The 16,430-nt window shown below is 70.1% G+C and carries 16 protein-coding genes; 10 read left to right on the top strand and 6 right to left on the bottom strand.

Annotated elements, in window-relative coordinates:
• Positions 1-28 precede the first annotated feature (28 nt).
• The 4 genes from tgt to queA are packed head-to-tail and all read right to left on the bottom strand — an operon-like array spanning position 29 to position 2,889.
• The gene (gene tgt, locus AB6807_RS09825; RefSeq protein WP_116910304.1) at positions 29-1,201 is read right to left on the bottom strand and encodes a tRNA guanosine(34) transglycosylase Tgt; all 1,173 of its coding nucleotides are present in this window, start codon (positions 1,199-1,201) and stop codon (positions 29-31) included.
• The gene (locus AB6807_RS09820; RefSeq protein WP_371084406.1) at positions 1,201-1,596 is read right to left on the bottom strand and encodes a type II toxin-antitoxin system VapC family toxin; all 396 of its coding nucleotides are present in this window, start codon (positions 1,594-1,596) and stop codon (positions 1,201-1,203) included. The genes tgt and AB6807_RS09820 overlap by 1 nt, the downstream gene beginning before the upstream one ends.
• Positions 1,596-1,802 carry an AbrB/MazE/SpoVT family DNA-binding domain-containing protein gene (locus AB6807_RS09815; RefSeq protein ID WP_116910302.1) on the bottom strand — a complete coding sequence of 69 codons (207 nt, stop codon included), beginning with the start codon at positions 1,800-1,802 and terminating at the stop codon, positions 1,596-1,598. The genes AB6807_RS09820 and AB6807_RS09815 overlap by 1 nt, the downstream gene beginning before the upstream one ends.
• Positions 1,803-1,839: 37 nt before the next feature.
• Positions 1,840-2,889, bottom strand: coding sequence for a tRNA preQ1(34) S-adenosylmethionine ribosyltransferase-isomerase QueA (queA, locus tag AB6807_RS09810; protein ID WP_371084405.1), 1,050 nt, complete (start codon positions 2,887-2,889; stop codon positions 1,840-1,842).
• 114 nt (positions 2,890-3,003) lie between these two features.
• Here queA and AB6807_RS09805 point away from each other — a divergent pair, with 114 nt between their 5' ends.
• From AB6807_RS09805 to recG, 3 genes are read left to right on the top strand one after another with little or no spacing between them, the layout of a single operon-like run.
• The gene (locus AB6807_RS09805; protein WP_371084404.1) at positions 3,004-3,732 is read left to right on the top strand and encodes a DUF4166 domain-containing protein; all 729 of its coding nucleotides are present in this window, start codon (positions 3,004-3,006) and stop codon (positions 3,730-3,732) included.
• A complete protein-coding gene (locus AB6807_RS09800) occupies positions 3,729-5,219 on the top strand; it encodes a TIGR01777 family oxidoreductase (RefSeq protein ID WP_371084403.1) in 1,491 nt (496 codons plus the stop codon). Before AB6807_RS09805 ends, AB6807_RS09800 begins: the two co-directional genes overlap by 4 nt.
• A gap of 5 nt (positions 5,220-5,224) precedes the next feature.
• On the top strand, positions 5,225-7,381 hold the full coding sequence (gene recG / locus AB6807_RS09795) for an ATP-dependent DNA helicase RecG (protein ID WP_371084402.1): 2,157 nt from the start codon (positions 5,225-5,227) through the stop codon (positions 7,379-7,381).
• Between the two features lie 35 nt (positions 7,382-7,416).
• On the opposite strand, the gene AB6807_RS09790 is transcribed toward recG, so the two are convergent.
• Positions 7,417-8,049, bottom strand: coding sequence for a LysE family translocator (locus tag AB6807_RS09790; protein WP_371084401.1), 633 nt, complete (start codon positions 8,047-8,049; stop codon positions 7,417-7,419).
• 219 nt (positions 8,050-8,268) lie between these two features.
• Here AB6807_RS09790 and AB6807_RS09785 point away from each other — a divergent pair, with 219 nt between their 5' ends.
• On the top strand, positions 8,269-8,667 hold the full coding sequence (locus AB6807_RS09785) for a GNAT family N-acetyltransferase (RefSeq protein ID WP_371084720.1): 399 nt from the start codon (positions 8,269-8,271) through the stop codon (positions 8,665-8,667).
• On the opposite strand, the gene AB6807_RS09780 is transcribed toward AB6807_RS09785, so the two are convergent.
• Entirely contained in the window at positions 8,668-9,372 is a 705-nt protein-coding gene (locus AB6807_RS09780; protein ID WP_116910297.1) for a GntR family transcriptional regulator, read from the bottom strand.
• Between the two features lie 329 nt (positions 9,373-9,701).
• Here AB6807_RS09780 and AB6807_RS09775 point away from each other — a divergent pair, with 329 nt between their 5' ends.
• From AB6807_RS09775 to AB6807_RS09750, 6 genes are all read left to right on the top strand, one after another.
• Entirely contained in the window at positions 9,702-10,445 is a 744-nt protein-coding gene (locus AB6807_RS09775) for a DUF969 domain-containing protein (protein WP_371084400.1), read from the top strand.
• A gap of 2 nt (positions 10,446-10,447) precedes the next feature.
• The gene (locus AB6807_RS09770; RefSeq protein ID WP_371084399.1) at positions 10,448-11,404 is read left to right on the top strand and encodes a DUF979 domain-containing protein; all 957 of its coding nucleotides are present in this window, start codon (positions 10,448-10,450) and stop codon (positions 11,402-11,404) included.
• 10 nt (positions 11,405-11,414) lie between these two features.
• Positions 11,415-12,101 carry a pyroglutamyl-peptidase I gene (gene pcp / locus AB6807_RS09765; protein WP_116910294.1) on the top strand — a complete coding sequence of 229 codons (687 nt, stop codon included), beginning with the start codon at positions 11,415-11,417 and terminating at the stop codon, positions 12,099-12,101.
• A gap of 85 nt (positions 12,102-12,186) precedes the next feature.
• The gene (locus tag AB6807_RS09760; RefSeq protein ID WP_371084398.1) at positions 12,187-12,966 is read left to right on the top strand and encodes a LamB/YcsF family protein; all 780 of its coding nucleotides are present in this window, start codon (positions 12,187-12,189) and stop codon (positions 12,964-12,966) included.
• Positions 12,967-12,968: 2 nt separating this feature from the next.
• Positions 12,969-14,588, top strand: coding sequence for a 5-oxoprolinase/urea amidolyase family protein (locus AB6807_RS09755; protein WP_371084719.1), 1,620 nt, complete (start codon positions 12,969-12,971; stop codon positions 14,586-14,588).
• Positions 14,589-14,598: 10 nt separating this feature from the next.
• The gene (locus tag AB6807_RS09750) at positions 14,599-16,326 is read left to right on the top strand and encodes a biotin carboxylase N-terminal domain-containing protein (RefSeq protein WP_371084397.1); all 1,728 of its coding nucleotides are present in this window, start codon (positions 14,599-14,601) and stop codon (positions 16,324-16,326) included.
• The last annotated feature ends 104 nt before the right edge of the window (positions 16,327-16,430 follow it).

Genomic DNA, 16,430 nt, shown 5'->3' with positions numbered 1-16,430 from the left:
CGGCCGTGGAGACAGTTAGTGCAGGTCTTCAGACGCCGCGCGCGCGCTCCGACTTGAACCGCGCGCGAAATTCGGTGAACGTGCCCGCGTCCAGCGCCGCGCGAATCTCGGTCATCAGGTTCAGGTAGTAGTGCAGGTTGTGGATGGTGCACAGCATCGGCCCGAGCATTTCGCCGCAGCGGTCCAGGTGGTGCAGGTAGGCGCGGCTGAAGCCTTCGCGGCCGCCGTCGTTCCAGCTCACGCCCGAGGTGCCTGCGCACGCATGGCAGGTGCAGCTCGGGTCCACGGGCTGCGGGTCGCTCTTGTGGCGCGCGTTGCGCATCTTCAGGTCGCCGAAGCGGGTGAACATCGTGCCGTTGCGCGCGTTGCGCGTGGGCATCACGCAGTCGAACATGTCCACGCCGTCGGCCACGCCCTGCACCAGGTCCTCGGGCGTGCCCACGCCCATCAGGTAGCGCGGCTTGTTCGCGGGCAGCCGGTGCGGCGTGTGGCCCATGATGTGCAGCATCTCTTCCTTGGGCTCGCCCACGCTCACGCCGCCGATGGCGTAGCCCGGAAAGTCCATGTCCACCAGCGCGGCCAGCGACTCCTCGCGCAGGTTCTCGAACATGCCGCCCTGCACGATGCCGAACAGCGCGTTCGGGTTTTCCAGCCGCGTGAATTCACTCTGGCAGCGCTTGGCCCAGCGCAGGCTCAGCTCCATCGAGATGCGCGCCTCGGCCTCGGTCGTGATGTGGCCCTTGGTGTCGTAGGGCGTGCACTCGTCGAACTGCATCACGATGTCGCTGTTGAGCACGGTCTGGATCTGCATCGAGACCTCGGGCGTGAGGAACAGCTTGTCGCCGTTGACGGGCGAGGCGAACTTCACGCCCTCTTCGCTGATCTTGCGCATCGCGCCCAGCGACCACACCTGGAAGCCGCCCGAGTCGGTGAGGATGGGCTTGTTCCACTTCTCGAACTGGTGCAGCCCGCCGAAGCTCTGCATCACGTCCAGCCCCGGGCGCATCCACAGGTGGAAGGTGTTGCCCAGGATGATCTGCGCGCCCATCTCTTCCAGGCTGCGCGGCATCACGCCCTTCACGGTGCCGTAGGTGCCCACGGGCATGAAGATCGGCGTCTGCACCTTGCCGTGGTTGAGCGTGAGCGTGGCGCGGCGCGCGTGGCTGTCGGGGTCGGTCTTGAGGAGTTCGAAGTTCAGCATCAGGGTTTGGAAAAGTATTTGACGCCGACCAGTCCGTCGAAATGGGCGTCCTGGGTCCAGAGCGTGGCGCTGCGGGCCTGTGCGGTGGCATAGATGAGGCTGTCGGCAAATGGCAGGCCGTTGTCCGCGGCTGCCAGACACAGCGCGGCATCGAGTTCCACCAATTCGCCTTGCTGCATGTACGCCGCAGCGCGAGAGGCAATGGACGTGTCGCGAATGCGGCGCAGGGTTTTGTAGACCTCGTACAAGGTCACCACAGGAACGATCAGCAGGCTCGGGTCGGCTGCTGCGGCCTGGTAGAGCTTGGCGCGGTCCGTGGCGCCAAAGACTTCCAACCAGCACGACGAATCCAGCACCAGCGGCCCAACGGGCGCTTTCACAGGTGTGCGCGCCATCAGAACCGTTCGGGATCGTCGACGATGTCGGTAGGAATGCCGCGCAGTTCGGCTTGCAGCTCCTCGAGCGTTGGCACAGGAATCAACTCGATGGCCTTGCCGTGCCGTATCACGCTGAAACGCGCACCTGGCTCGATCGCCATTTGCTCGCGTATCGCCTGCGGGATCACCACCTGGAATTTGGAAGAGACTGTAACGGTAGGCATATCGACCCTTGATTGGTAAGCGATATTGTATCGATCATCATCCGGTGGCTTTCATGCGCCCCAGCAGCATGGCGTCGCCATAGCTGAAGAAGCGGTAGCCATCGGCAATCGCATGCGCATACAGCGCCATCACCCGCTCGTACCCCGCGAAGGCCGAGACCAGCATCATCAGCGTGCTCTTGGGCAAATGAAAGTTCGTCACCAGCAGGTCGACGTGCCGGAACGCGAAGCCCGGCGTGATGAAGATGCGGGTGTCGCCCGCGGCCTCGCCGCTCTTGGCCCACGACTCCAGCGTGCGCACGGTGGTCGTGCCCACCGCCACCACGCGGCCGCCGCGGGCCTTGCACTCGGCAATGGCGCGCTGCGTGGCCTCGGGCACTTCGTAGCGCTCGGCGTGCATGGTGTGCTCGGCGATGTTCTCGGTCTTCACCGGCTGGAAGGTGCCCGCGCCCACGTGCAGCGTGACGCTGGCGCGCTGCACGCCGCGCGCCTCGAGCTCGGCCAGCAGGCCTTCGTCGAAGTGCAGCGCGGCGGTGGGCGCGGCGACTGCGCCGGGCACCCGCGCGAACACGGTCTGGTAGCGGCTCTCGTCGTCGGCCGAGTCGGTGTGGGTGATGTAGGGCGGCAACGGCACGTGGCCGCAGCGCTCCATCAGCATGTAGGGGTTCTCTGCGCTGTCGCTCTCGAAGGCGAAGCGGAACAGCGCGCCGTCTTCCTCGGGCCAGCGGCCCAGCAGCGTGGCACGGAAGCCGCCGACCATTTCCAGCGTGGTGCCCACGGGCGGCTTCTTGCTGACCTTCATGTGCGCGACCACCTCCTGCCCCTGCAGCACGCGCTCGACCAGCAGCTCGAGCTTGCCGCCGGTCGGCTTCTCGCCGAACAGGCGCGCCTTGACCACGCGCGTGTCGTTGAAGACCAGCAGGTCGCCCGTGCGCAGCAGCGAGGGCAGGTGCTTGAAGATGCGGTCGACCGGGGCGGGCCCTGTGCCGTCGAGCAGACGGGAGGCGGTGCGTTCGGAGGCCGGGTGTTGCGCCACCAGATCGGGTGGTAGGACGAAATCGAAATCGGAGAGCGTGAAGGCGCGCATGGTGCTTGAGGGCCGGACGGGCCCGTTCCAAGAAAGACGGCCGGCATTGTCCCACGCCCCGAAAACCGTTTCGCCCCATGAGGTTGCGCAGGGTTGCCGAGGCAGAATCGGCGCATGGTCGATTCACAAGCAGCGCGCGTTTCCACAGGAGCCGAACCGGGCGCAGGCGCAGGCACAGACACAGGCACAGCCCACGGCCCTTCCGAAGGCGAGCTGTTCAAGAAGATTCTGGGAAACGCATGGCTCGGCCTGCACCCCGACATCCGCCGCCGCTTCGACAAGAACCCCGCGCCGGGCAAGGCGCTGCACTACCTGGGCGCGCTGAGCGAACTGCGCTGCTCGCGCTTCGGCCAGCTGCTGGGGCACCTGACGCAGCCGATGATCCAGGGCGCGCTCATTCCGTACAGCGACAGCCACTTTCCCGTCGAGATCCAGGTCTACGCCAGGCCGGACGACCCGGCCATCTACAAGCAGCGCATCTACCGCCTGCACGGGCGCAAGCCCATCCAGTTCACCAGCTTCATGCACGAGAGCGAGCGCGGCGAGGTGCTGGAGTACGTGGGCATGGGCCTGGGCATGAAGCTGGTGCTGAGCGTGGAAGACGGCAGCCTGCATTTCCAGAGCGACGGCTACTTCTGGGACGTGTTCGGCTGGCGCATTCCGCTGCCCGGGCTGTTCACGCCGGGCAAGACCTTTCTCTGGCACCACAACGAGACGCCGGGGCGTTTCAACATCCGCATCGAGATCCGGCACTGGCTGATGGGCACGACCTTCACGCAGGTCGGGGTGTTCGAGGAGGTGCAGGGAGTGCCGAACGTGCCCGAACCGAAAGCCGCCGAATGATCGACACCCATCTGCTGGCCCTGCAGCTCATGGCTGCCCAGGGCGCGCTCGGCGCCTTCGACACGCTCTACCACCACGAAGGCACCGAGGCGCTGCCGCGGCGCGCCACGGCGGGGCGCGAGCTGTCGATCCACGCGACGCGCTCGAGCATCTACTGCGCGCTGTTCCTCGGGCTGTCGTCGTGGGCCTGGCACGGCGCGTGGGCGTGGGTGCTGATGGCGGTGTTCAGCGTCGAGATCGTGCTCACGCTGTGGGACTTCGTGGTCGAGGACGGCAGCCGCCTGCTGCCGCCCACCGAGCGCGTCACGCACACGGTGCTGGCCATCAACGCGGGGGCCTTCATCGCGCTGCTGGCGATGAACGCGATCGACTGGGCCGCGCAACCGACCGCGATGGTGTGGCAGCCCTACGGCTGGCTCAGCGCCTTCCTGGCGCTGTGCGGTGTCGGCGTGGGCGTGTCGGGGCTGCGCGACGGCCTGGCGGCGCGCGCCATCTTCAAGCGGCAGCGGCAGGCGCACACGCGCGACGAGCAGGCGCCGGTGCGCTTCGGCTCGAAGCCGCAGCGCGTGCTGGTCACCGGCGGCACCGGCTTCATCGGCCAGCTGCTGGTGCGCCAACTGGTCGCCGACGGCCACGCGGTGACGGTGTGGACGCGCGACGCGCGCTCGGCCGCGTGGGGCTTCGGCGGCGCGGTGCGCTGCGTGCAGTCGCTGGCGCAGGTGCCCGCGGCCGACGACATCGACGTGGTCGTCAACCTCGCGGGCGCGCGCATCCTGGGCATGCGCTGGAGCGAGCGGCGCCAGCAGCAGTTGCTGCAAAGCCGCGAAGGGCTCACGCAGCAGCTGGTCGCATGGATCGCCACGCGCCCGCGCAAGCCGTGGCTGCTGCTGTCGGGTTCCGCCATCGGCTACTACGGCGTGCAGCCGCAGGGCGATGCCACCGAGCTCGCCGAAGACGCGCCGCCCCAGGCCATCTTCATGTCGCGGCTGTGCCAGCGCTGGGAGCAGGCGGCGCACGCGGCCGTGGCGCACGGCGTGCACGTGGCCTGCATGCGCTTCGGCTTCGTGCTGGGGCACCAGGGCTCGCTGCCGCAATTGCTGATGCCGATTTCGCTCGGCATGGGCGGCCGGCTGGGCAGCGGGCGGCAGTGGCTGTCGTGGGTGCACGTGCACGACCTGGTCCGTGCCATGGCGCATGTCTGGCGTACGGCGGAAAACACCGCGGCCCCTGCGAGCGCGCAGGCCTGGAACTTCACAGCGCCCGGCGCGCTGAGCCAGGAAGACTTCACGCGCGTGGCGGCCGGCGTGCTGCACCGCCCCTGCTGGATGCCCACGCCCGCCGCGCCCGTCAAGCTGCTGCTCGGCGAGCAGGCCGACCTGCTGCTCGAAGGCCAGCGCGTGGTGCCGGCGCGGCTGCTGCACACCGGCTTTCGCTTCGCGTTCCCCGATGCGCGCAGCGCCTTGACGGACCTTTGCCGCCCGCGCTAGAAGCCTTGCCTGTGCCCGCCAAGAAAGCCCCGTCCACCGCCACCGCCACCGCCGGCGCCGCCGCAACCGCCGCGGCGTCCGCACCCACACCCGCGGGCCCACCCGGCACCGGCCTGAGCCTGGTGCAGCGCGCACTGCGCAAGCTCGGCCTGGTGCGCGACATCGACTTCGCGCTGTACCTGCCGATGCGCTACGAGGACGAGACGCGCGTCGTGCGGCTGGCCGACACGCGCGACGGCGACATGGCGCAGGTCGAGGGTGTGGTCACCGAATGCGAGGTCGTGTTCAGGCCGCGCCGCCAGCTGATAGCGACCATCGACGACGGCTCCGACACCTGCGAGCTGCGCTTCTTCAACTTCTATCCGTCGCAGCAGAAGCAGCTGGCCGTCGGCGCCAAGGTGCGCGTGCGCGGCGAGATGCGCGGCGGCTTCGTGGGGCGGCAGATGATGCACCCCACCGTCAAGGCCGCCGGCACCGCGCTGCCCAACGCGCTCACGCCGGTGTACTCGACCGTGGCCGGGCTGGCGCAGCCGGTGCTGCGCCGCGAGGTGCGCTCGGGCCTGGCGCGCTCGGTGCTCGACGAGACCATTCCGGTGCAGATCGGCCTGCGCGGCGCGTGGGACCTGCGCGCCGCGCTGAGCTTCCTGCACTACCCGACGCCCGACGTGTCCATGGCCGCGCTGGAAGACCACAGCCACCCGGCGTGGCAGCGCATCAAGGCCGAGGAGCTGCTGGCGCAGCAGCTGTCGCAGCTGCAGGCGCGGCTGGAGCGCGCGGCGCAGCGCGCGCCGGTGCTGCCCTCGTCGGCCGAGCCGCTCCCCGCCTCGCTGCATGCGCAGCTGATGGCGGTGCTGCCCTTCGGCCTGACCGGCGCGCAGCAGCGCGTGGGCGAGGAAATCACCGCCGACCTGGGCCGGCCCATTCCCATGCACCGCCTGCTGCAGGGCGACGTGGGTTCGGGCAAGACCGTGGTGGCCGCGCTGGCGGCGGCGCGCTGCATCGACGCGGGCTTCCAGTGCGCGCTGATGGCGCCCACCGAAATCCTCGCGGCCCAGCATTTCGGCAAGCTCGTCGGCTGGCTCGACCCGCTGCTGGCCGAGCGCGGCCTGCGCGTGGCGTGGCTCACGGGCAGCCAGAAGAAGAAGGAGCGCGACGAGATGTCGGCGGCCGTGGAAAGCGGCCAGGCCGCGCTGGTCATCGGCACGCACGCGGTCATCTCGGAGAAGGTGCGCTTCAGGAAGCTGGCGCTGGCGATCATCGACGAGCAGCACCGCTTCGGCGTGGCGCAGCGTCTCGCTTTGCGCGGCAAGGCCGGCGGCGACCTCGAGCCCCACCTGCTGATGATGAGCGCCACCCCCATCCCGCGCACGCTCGCCATGAGCTACTACGCCGACCTCGACGTGTCCACGCTCGACGAGCTGCCGCCGGGCCGCACGCCCATCGTCACCAAGCTGGTGGCCGACCACCGGCGCGACGAGGTCATCGACCGCATCCAATCGCAGATCGGGCAGGGCCGGCAGGTGTACTGGGTGTGCCCGCTGATCGAGGAGAGCGAGGCGGTCGACCTGCGCAACGCCACCGAGACGCGCGACGAACTGGCCGGCACGCTGGGCGAGCCGGTGAAGGTCGGGCTGCTGCATTCGCGCATGCCCACGGCCGAGAAGCAGGCGGTGATGGCCGCGTTCACCGCCAACGAGATCCAGGTGCTGGTGAGCACCACCGTGATCGAAGTGGGCGTCGACGTGCCCAACGCCTCGCTGATGGTGATCGAGCACGCCGAGCGTTTCGGCCTGTCGCAGCTGCACCAGCTGCGCGGGCGCGTGGGGCGCGGCGCTGCGGCCTCGGCCTGCGTGCTGCTCTATGCGCCGGGCGACAGCGGGCGCGTGGGCGAGGCGGCGCGCGCGCGGCTGAAGGCGATGGCCGAGACTGGCGACGGCTTCGAGATCGCGCGGCGCGACCTCGAGATTCGCGGGCCCGGCGAATTTTTGGGTGCGCGCCAGTCGGGCGCGCCGCTGCTGCGCTTTGCCGACCTGGCCACCGACACCCTGCTGCTCGACTGGGCGCGCGAGCTGGCGCCGGTGATGCTGCAGAAGCACCCCGAGCTGGCCCAGCGGCACATCGACCGCTGGCTCGGCACCAAGGCCGAGTACCTCAAGGCCTGAGCAGGCTCAGCCCGCCGACCGGCGGCAGGCCAAGTTCAACCCGCCGGCCGGCGCGTGAACGCCAGGATCAGCCCGAAGCCCACCATCATGCTGCCGCTCACCCGGTTGAACCAGCGCATCGCGCGGCTGCCGTCGGCCAGCCGGCGCATGCGCGCGCCGAGCATGGCGTACAGCGCGATCGCGACCACCTCGAACACCAGGAAGGTCAGGCCCAGCAGCAGGTAGCTCGACGCATACGCGCCCGGCACCACGAACTGCGGAAAGAAGGCGGTGAACACCAGGATGGCCTTCGGGTTGCCCGCCGCCACGGTGAATTCCTGGCGCACCAGCGCGCGCATGGACGGCACGGCCGAGGCCTCGCGCGACTGCACGTCGGCCGTGGGCGCCGGCGCGCGCAGCAACCGAACGCCGATCCACACCAGGTAGGCCGCGCCGATGTACTTGATGACGTCGAAGGCCATCTCCGAGGCCACCAGCACCGCGCCCATGCCCAGCCCGGCGATGGCGATCATGAGGGCGAAGGCCACGATGCGCCCGCTGGCCGCGACCACGGCGGGCGACACGCCGTGCTTCGCGCCGTTGGTCACCGACAGCAGGTTGTTGGGGCCGAAGGCCATGTTGATGGCGAAGCAGGCCGGCAGGAAGAGCAGGTAGGCAGACAAGGTCATGGCGTATCCGTCAGCGGAGCAATGCGGGGAGGAGGCATTATTTCAGCCGACACGCACCACAAGGCAAGCACCATGACCGCGCCACCGGCCCCGGCCTCTCTGAACCCTCCGACTTCCCCGACCTCCCCGACCTCCCCGACCTCCCCGACTTCCGCGAAGTCTCCAAAGTCCCCGACCTTTCGAAAGGCCGTGCAGGCCGACCTCCCCGCCATTGCCGCGATGCTGGCCGACGACGTGCTCGGCGCCGCGCGCGAGAAGCCCGGCGACAGCGCGCTCTACGAAGCCGCGTGGCGGCAGATCGAGGCGCAGCACGGCAACGACGTGTGGGTGGCCGAGCTGCCCGAGGGCGTGGTCGGCTGCCTGCAGCTCATCGTGATTCCGGGGCTGGCCCGCCAGGGCGCGTTGCGCGCGCAGATCGAGGGCGTGCGCGTGGCGTCCACCCACCGCGGGCAGGACATCGGCGAGCAGATGATCCGCTTCGCCATCGAGGCCGCCCGGCGCGCGGGCTGCCGGCTGGTCCAGCTCACCACCGACAAGCGCCGCGCCGACGCGCACCGCTTCTACGAGCGCCTGGGCTTCGAGGCCACGCACGAGGGCATGAAGCTCGAGCTGTCCTGATCAGTTGTCGAGGCCGTTCTCGGGCATCTGGCGCGCGTACACGGCGAGCACGATGCGCTCGGAGTGAATCAGGTAGTCGTTCAGCGAGGCCGAGCCTTCGGCGAACTTGCCGGCCTCGATGAGCTCGAGCAACTTGGTGTTCATGTCCACGTAGGGCGCGTGCAGGAACTCCGGGTCCTTCAGCAGGCCGAAGGCCAGCCGCAGCTCCACCAGAATGTGCGCGAACAGCACGTTCAGCCGTTCGCTGTCTGCCAGCTCCACGATGCCCTTGTGGAACTCCATGTTGGCCGTGCCCACGCCCAGCCAGTCGCCGGCGTCGCGGCACTTCAGCGCCGTTTCCACCGCCTCGCGCATGTGCTTCTTGGCCGGGTGCCGCGGGTAGGCCTGCGCCAGCGCCTGGCATTCGATGAGCCGGCGTACCCGGTAGATGTCGATGATCGACGCGATGCTCGGCACCGCCACGAACACGCCGCGGTTGGGCGCGTGCTTGAGCAGCCCTTCCTTGGTCAGCGTGCGGAACACCTCGCGCAGGGTGTTGCGCGAAATCTCGAAGCTGTCGGCCAGCGCGGCCTCCGACAGCCGCTGCCCGGGTGAGAACTCGCCCTTGACGATCTTCTGGCGAATCAGCTCGGCCACCCGGTCGTTGAGCGTCTGCGTGCCGGCGGCCGGCGAGGCGGGGGAAGTCGGGGAAGCCAGTGAATTCATGCCGGAAGTGAAAGGAAGGAAGAGCGGGAAGGAAGAGCAGGAAAGAAGAGCGGGTAACCGGGGGAATCGCGAGTTTGCAGCAGTTTCGCCCCGGTCCGCCGCAGCTTTCAGGCCATGGCCCCGATGCACCAAACGCAGCCGCGATCAGGGTTTCCATGGGGTCGACGCGGCACTGTTGTTGGGCACACTCACCACGATTGTTCAACAATCTCTAATTAATGAGTGATTCAAACCAATTTGATTGCTCATTCATTGGCACGAGGTTTGCATCAAGCGGAAGGCCGGCGCTCCCGCGCAAGGTGTCTCTGAATCCATAACGAAAGACCAACATGACTCCTGACATCCCTCATTTGTGGCCGCTGATCGGCGTGGCCGTGATCATTGCGGGCTTCATCCTGCGCTTCAACCCGATGCTGGTGGTGATCGCCACGGCCATCGCGACGGCGGCGGCCGCGGGCTTCGGGCCGATGGCCATCCTCACGGCCATCGGCAGCGGGTTCATCAAGACGCGCAACCTGCCGCTGATCATTCTTCTGCCGCTGGCCGTCATCGGCCTGCTCGAGCGCCACGGCCTGCGCCAGCACGCGCAGAACTGGATCAGCCGCATCAAGTCGGCCACCGCCGGACGCCTTCTCATCGTGTACCTCGCCGCGCGCGAGCTCACGGCCGCGGTGGGCCTCACCAGCCTGGGTGGCCACCCGCAAATGGTGCGCCCGCTGCTCGCGCCCATGGCCGAAGGCGCCACCGAGACCCGCTACGGCAAGCTGCCCGAGCGCATCCGCCACAAGCTGCGCGCCTATGCCGCGGCCACCGACAACGTGGGCCTGTTCTTCGGCGAAGACATCTTCGTGGCCTTCGGCGCCATCGTGCTGATGAGCACCTTCCTGCACGAGGCCGGCATCGACGTGGAGCCGCTGCACATCGCGCTGTGGGGCATTCCGACGGCCATCGCGGCCTTCATCATCCATTCGTGGCGCCTGCGCCGGCTCGACCAGTCGATCGCGCGCGAGATGGCCGGCGAGAAGGCCCGGGACGCCGTCGCCGCGCCCGTCGCCACCCAGGAAGGCCGCTGATCATGATTCTCTCGATCCAGCACCTGTACATCCTGGTCGGCCTGATCCTCGCGGTCACGGCCATCATGACGCTGACCGACAGGCAGCACCCCAAGCGCTACACCAGCGGGCTCTTCTGGGCGCTGTATGCGCTGGTGTTCCTCGTCGGCGACAAGCTGCCGCCGGCGGTGGTCGGCGTGGGCGCCATCGCCATGGCCGTCATTGCCGGGCTGCGCGGCGTGGGCGCGGGCAAGCACCGCGAGCCGACCGCCACCGACTACGCCGCCAGCGCCAGGCGGCTGGGCAACAAGCTCTTCATGCCGGCCCTGGCGATTCCGCTGGTGACGGTGATCGGCACCGTGCTGATGAGCAAGGTGAAGATCGGCGACGCCTTCCTGCTCGATCCCAAGAACACCACGCTGGTGAGCCTGGGCGTGGGCTGCGTCATTGCGCTGGGGCTGGCCTGCTGGCTGACGCGCGAGACGCCCGTGCAGGGCCTGCGCGAATCGCGCCGCCTGACCGACGCGCTGGGCTGGGCCGTGGTGCTGCCGCAGATGCTGGGCATGCTGGGGCTGGTGTTTTCCGACGCGGGCGTGGGCAAGGCCGTGGCGTACATCACCACCAGCTACATCAACATGGACATCCGCTTCGTGGCGGTGGTGGTGTACGTGCTGGGCATGGCGCTGTTCACCATCATCATGGGCAACGGCTTCGCGGCCTTCCCGGTGATGACGGGCGGCGTGGGCGTGCCGGTGCTGGTGGGCGTGTACCACGGCGACCCGGCCGTGATGGCGGCCATCGGCATGTTCTCGGGCTACTGCGGCACGCTGATGACGCCGATGGCGGCCAACTTCAACATCGTGCCCGCGGCGCTGCTGGAGCTGCCCGACAAGAACGCGGTGATCAAGGTGCAGGTGCCGACCGCCGCGGCCTTGCTGGTGGTCAACATCTTCCTGCTGTACTTCCTGATGTTCCGTTGAGGTGCCTCGCATGACCCCTGCCGCCAAGACGCCCCGCGTGCTGCTCGCGGGCTTCGAGCCCTTCGAGAACGACCCGGTCAACCCCGCATGGGAAATTGCCCGCGCGCTCGACGGCTGGGCCTGCGAGGGCGCGGTGGTGCAGGCGCTGCAGCTGCCCTGCGTGTTCGGCCGCGCCATCGACACGCTCGATGCGGCGCTGGCGGGCCTCCTGGAAAAGAAGGCGCCGCTGCCGCTGGTGCTGTGCATCGGGGCGGCGGGCGGGCGCACCGAAATCTCGATGGAGCGCGCCGCGCTGAACGTCGACGACGCGCGCATCCCCGACAACGCGGGCTACCAGCCCATCGACACCGAGGTGGTGCCCGGCGGGCCGGCGGCCTACTTCTCGAGCCTGCCCATCAAGGCCATGGTGCGCGACATGCGCGCCGCCGGGCTGCCCGCGGCCGTGTCGAACAGCGCCGGCACCTTCGTGTGCAACCACATCTTCTATGCGCTGATGCACCGGCTGGCCACCCGGCCTGCGCTGGCGCGCACGCGCGGCGGCTTCGTGCACGTGCCGTACCTGCCCGAGCAGGCCGCGCCGAAACCGGGCGTGGCGAGCATGGCGCTGGCCGCGCAGGTGGAGGCGTTTCGCGTGGGCGTACGCACCGCGCTCACCGTGCGCGAGGACGTGCGCGAGACCGCCGGCCGGCTGCACTGAGCCGCACCGAACCCACATTGACACCAGGGCGCGCGCGACCCGACACCCACACCGACACCGACACCGCGCGCCGGAAAGACCAACGATGAACATCGACTTGAACAGCGACCTCGGCGAAAGCCTGGGCGTGTGGCGCATGGGCGACGACGCGGCCATGCTGTCGCTGGTGAGCAGCGCCAACGTGGCCTGCGGCTTCCACGCGGGCGACCCGGCCGGCATCCTGCGCACGCTGCGCCAGGCCAAGGCGCGCGGCGTGGCCATCGGCGCGCACGTGTCCTACCGCGACCTGGTGGGCTTCGGGCGGCGCAACATGGACGTGGAAAGCGCCGACCTGCGCGCCGACGTGATCTACCAGATCGGCGCGCTCAAGGGCCTGGCCGCCGCGGCCGGCACCACGGTGCGCTACGTGAAGCCGCACGGCGCGCTGTACAACACCATCGCCCACGACGAGCGCCAGGCACGCGACGTGATCGCCGCCATGCAAGAAGCCGACCCCGCGCTGTGCCTGGTGGCGCTCGCGGGCTCGCCGCTGCTGGGCTGGGCGCGCGCCGAAGGCCTGCGGACCGTGGCCGAGGCCTTCGCCGACCGCGCCTATACGCCCCAGGGCACGCTGGTGTCGCGGCGCGAGCCCGGCGCCGTGCTGCACGACGCCGACGAGGTGGCCGAGCGCATGCTGCGGCTGGCCGCCGACGGCGTGCTCACGGCCATCGACGGCAGCACCGTGCGCATCGAGGCCGAGTCGGTCTGCGTGCACGGCGACAGCCCCGGCGCGGTCGAGATGGCGCGCCAGGTGCGCGCGCGGCTGGAGCAGGCGGGCGTCACGATCCGCCCCTTCGCCGGCAACCTCGCGAGCGCCGCCGCATGACGATGCGCTTCCTGCCGGTCAACCTGAACGCGCTGCTGGTCGAGCTCGACGACCTGCCGCAGACGCTGGCGCTGCTGGCCTCGCTGCGCGCCGAGCCCATCGCGGGCATCGAAGAACTGGTGCCTGCCGCGCGCACGCTGCTGGTCACCTTCCGCCCGGCGGCCATTGGCGCCGACGAACTCGTGAGGCAGATCGGCCAGCGCAGCCTCGACGCCCGCGAGACGCGCGTCGACAAGCGCATCGAGATTGCGGTGCGCTACGACGGCGAAGACCTCGCCGAAGTGGCCGGGCTGCTGGGCATCGCGCCCAAAGAAGTGGTGCGCCGCCACACGGGCAGCGACTACACGGTGGCCTTCACCGGCTTCGCGCCCGGCTTCGCCTACCTTTCGGGCGGCGACGCGAGCCTGAACGTGCCGCGCCGCCAGGTGCCGCGCACGCGCATCCCCGCCGGTGCGGTGGGCCTGGCGGGCAGCTTCAGCGGCGTCTATCCGCAGGCCAGCCCGGGCGGCTGGCAGATCATCGGCATCACCGACGCGCCGATGTGGGACCTGTCGCGCGAGTCGCCCGCGCTGCCCGCGCTCTTGCAGCCGGGCGACACGGTGCGCTTCGTGGACGTCACCGGGCAGCCGCGGGCGGTGCCCGCTCCCGCTGCTGTTCATCTTCCCCAGCCTGTGGTCGCCAACGGCGGCAGCGCCTTCGAAATCCGCGCCGCCGGCCTCCAGGCGCTGCTGCAGGACGGCGGCCGCCACGGCCAGGCGAAGCAGGGCGTGTCCGCCTCCGGCGCCATGGACCGGCGCTCGCTGCAAACGGCCAACCGGCTGGTGGGCAACCCGTCGGACACGGCCTGCCTGGAGATCGCCTACGGCGGCTTCCAGCTCGCCTGCCGCGGCGACGCGGTGGTGGCCCTTGCCGGTGCGGACGGCCCCGTCACGCTCACCCGCGCCGACGGCGCGGCCTGGCCGCTGCCGCGCTACCAGCCGATCGCGCTGGCCGACGGCGACGTGCTCGCGCTGGGTGAGCCGCGCGCCGGCATCCGCAGCTACCTGGCGGTGCGCGGCGGCTTCGACGTGGCGCCGGTGCTCGGCAGCCTCTCGACCGACACGCTGGCGCGCATCGGCCCGCCGGCCGTGGCCACGGGCGACGTGCTGCCCGTGCGCGCGGTTGCCGCCGGCGCGCTGGTCGGCGTGCCCGAAACGCCGCCGGCGGACCTGCCCACGGTGCAGCAAGAGGTGGTGCTCGACATCGTGCTCGGCCCGCGCACCGACTGGTTCACGCCCGACGCGCTCGCGCTGCTGTGCAGCCAGTCGTGGGCGGTCACGCCGCAGTCGAACCGCGTGGGCATCCGGCTGGCGGGCGAGGTGCCGCTGGCGCGCGCCGTGAATGTCGTCCATGCCGAACTGCCGAGCGAGGGCACGGCCTGCGGCGCGCTGCAGGTGCCGCCCAGCGGGCAGCCCGTGCTGTTCCTGGCCGACCATCCGCTGACCGGCGGCTACCCGGTGATCGCCTCGGTCGCCACCCACCACCTGGACCGCGCGGGGCAGATCCCGGTGAACGCCCGCGTCCGCTTCAACCCCATCGCCGCACCGGGGCCTGCCGCCCCGGGCGTCTTCGGCATTTCGTGAAAGCCTTCCGATGAAAAAACTCCTGATCGCCAACCGCGGCGAAATCGCGGTGCGCATCGCACGCGCCTGTGCCGACCACGGCGTGCAGTCGGTCGCCGTGTACGCCGACGCCGACCTGAACGCGCTGCATGTGCGCATGGCCGACGAGGCCTACGGGCTCGAAGGCGACAAGCCCGCCGACACCTACCTCCACATCGCCAAGCTGCTCGCCGTGGCCCGGCGCAGCGGCGCCGACGCGGTGCACCCCGGCTACGGCTTTCTCTCGGAAAGCGCCGCGTTCGCGCAGGCCGTGATCGACGCCGGCCTCACCTGGGTCGGCCCCTCGCCCGCGGCCATCGCGATGCTGGGCGACAAGGTGCAGGCCCGCAAGCTGGCGCTGAAGGTGGGCGCGCCGCTGGTGGCCGGCACGGCCGACCCGGTGGGCAGCGCGGCCGAGGTGCTCGCCTTTGCCGAGAAGCACGGCCTGCCGGTCGCCATCAAGGCGGCCTTCGGCGGCGGCGGGCGCGGCATCAAGGTGGCGTGGCGGCTCGACGAGGTCGAGGGGCTGTACGAATCGGCGGTGCGCGAGGCCGTGACCGCCTTCGGCCGCGGCGAGTGCTATGTGGAGCAGTTCCTGGACCGCCCGCGCCACGTCGAGGCGCAGGTGCTGGCCGACACGCACGGCAACGTGGTCGTGGTCGGCACGCGCGACTGCTCGCTGCAGCGGCGCAACCAGAAGTTGGTCGAAGAGGCCCCGGCGCCCTTCCTGAGCGACGCGCAGCGCGCGCGCATCCACCAGTCGGCACGCGACATCTGCGCGGCGGCCGGCTACACGGGGGCGGGCACGGTCGAGTTCATGCTGAGCGCGAGCGGCGCCATCTCCTTCCTCGAGGTGAACACGCGGCTGCAGGTGGAACACCCCGTGACCGAGGAAACCACGGGCATCGACCTGGTGATCGAGCAGCTGCGCATCGCCGAAGGGCTGCCGCTGTCGATCACGCAGACGCCGGCGCCGCGCGGCCATGCCTTCGAGTTCCGCATCAACGCCGAGGACGTGGGGCGCGGCTTTCTGCCGGCGCCGGGGCCGGTGAAGGTGTTCGACGCGCCCTCGGGCCCTGGCGTGCGCGTGGACACGGGCGTGGACGCGGGCTCGCAGGTGCCGGGCACCTTCGACTCGCTGATGGCCAAGCTCATCGTCACCGGCGCCACGCGCGAGCAGGCGATGGCACGCGCGCGCCGTGCGCTGAAGGAGTTCCGCATCGAAGGCCTGCCCACGGTGCTGCCGTTTCACCGCGCGGTGATGGCGCACCCGGATTTCGTCTCGGCCGATGCCTTCAAGGTGCACACGCGCTGGATCGAGACCGACTTCGCCAACGGCGAGGCCGCGGCCATGCGCCCGGACCCGCTGCCCGACACCGCGCTGCTGCGCACCGCGATCGAGGTGGACGGCAAGCGCATGGCGCTGGGCCTGCCGGCGGTGCTGCTGAGCGGGTTGTCGGCCGCCGCGGGAACGCCGGGCGTCGCAGCCGCCGACGCGCCGGTGGTCGACGCCGCCGCCGTGGCCGCGCCCGTGTCGGGCACGCTGCAGGGCTGGAAGGTGGCCGACGGGGATGAGGTGGCGCGGGGCGCCGTCGTCGCGGTGATGGAAGCCATGAAGATGGAAATGCAGGTGGTCGCGCACCGCGCGGGGCGCATTGCCTTCTCGGTCGCGGCGGGCGGCTACGTGGCGGCCGGGGCCACGCTCGCGACCATCGGCTGAGGTTGGCTGATGTGAGTTGATGCGCGGTGCCATCGGCATCGCTGCCGGTGGCACCGCACTCCCTCTTTCGACAACCGCGAAACGGTTAACTTTTGTTTCAAACC

This window comes from Variovorax sp. RCC_210 (assembly GCF_041355175.1).
Taxonomy (GTDB): domain Bacteria; phylum Pseudomonadota; class Gammaproteobacteria; order Burkholderiales; family Burkholderiaceae_C; genus Variovorax.
Note: the sequence above shows the minus strand (reverse complement) of the source record. Positions and strands in the feature narration are given on the sequence as shown.

Coding starts and splice junctions, on each gene's coding strand:
- AB6807_RS09815 (WP_116910302.1), bottom strand. CDS start 1,802: ATGCCTACCGTTACAGTCTCTTCCAAATTCCAGGTGGTGATCCCGCAG.
- tgt (WP_116910304.1), bottom strand. CDS start 1,201: ATGCTGAACTTCGAACTCCTCAAGACCGACCCCGACAGCCACGCGCGC.
- AB6807_RS09805 (WP_371084404.1), top strand. CDS start 3,004: ATGGTCGATTCACAAGCAGCGCGCGTTTCCACAGGAGCCGAACCGGGC.
- AB6807_RS09785 (WP_371084720.1), top strand. CDS start 8,269: ATGCTGGCCGACGACGTGCTCGGCGCCGCGCGCGAGAAGCCCGGCGAC.
- AB6807_RS09775 (WP_371084400.1), top strand. CDS start 9,702: ATGACTCCTGACATCCCTCATTTGTGGCCGCTGATCGGCGTGGCCGTG.
- pcp (WP_116910294.1), top strand. CDS start 11,415: ATGACCCCTGCCGCCAAGACGCCCCGCGTGCTGCTCGCGGGCTTCGAG.
- AB6807_RS09770 (WP_371084399.1), top strand. CDS start 10,448: ATGATTCTCTCGATCCAGCACCTGTACATCCTGGTCGGCCTGATCCTC.
- queA (WP_371084405.1), bottom strand. CDS start 2,889: ATGCGCGCCTTCACGCTCTCCGATTTCGATTTCGTCCTACCACCCGAT.
- AB6807_RS09780 (WP_116910297.1), bottom strand. CDS start 9,372: ATGAATTCACTGGCTTCCCCGACTTCCCCCGCCTCGCCGGCCGCCGGC.
- AB6807_RS09820 (WP_371084406.1), bottom strand. CDS start 1,596: ATGGCGCGCACACCTGTGAAAGCGCCCGTTGGGCCGCTGGTGCTGGAT.
- AB6807_RS09760 (WP_371084398.1), top strand. CDS start 12,187: ATGAACATCGACTTGAACAGCGACCTCGGCGAAAGCCTGGGCGTGTGG.
- AB6807_RS09750 (WP_371084397.1), top strand. CDS start 14,599: ATGAAAAAACTCCTGATCGCCAACCGCGGCGAAATCGCGGTGCGCATC.
- AB6807_RS09800 (WP_371084403.1), top strand. CDS start 3,729: ATGATCGACACCCATCTGCTGGCCCTGCAGCTCATGGCTGCCCAGGGC.
- AB6807_RS09790 (WP_371084401.1), bottom strand. CDS start 8,049: ATGACCTTGTCTGCCTACCTGCTCTTCCTGCCGGCCTGCTTCGCCATC.
- AB6807_RS09755 (WP_371084719.1), top strand. CDS start 12,969: ATGCGCTTCCTGCCGGTCAACCTGAACGCGCTGCTGGTCGAGCTCGAC.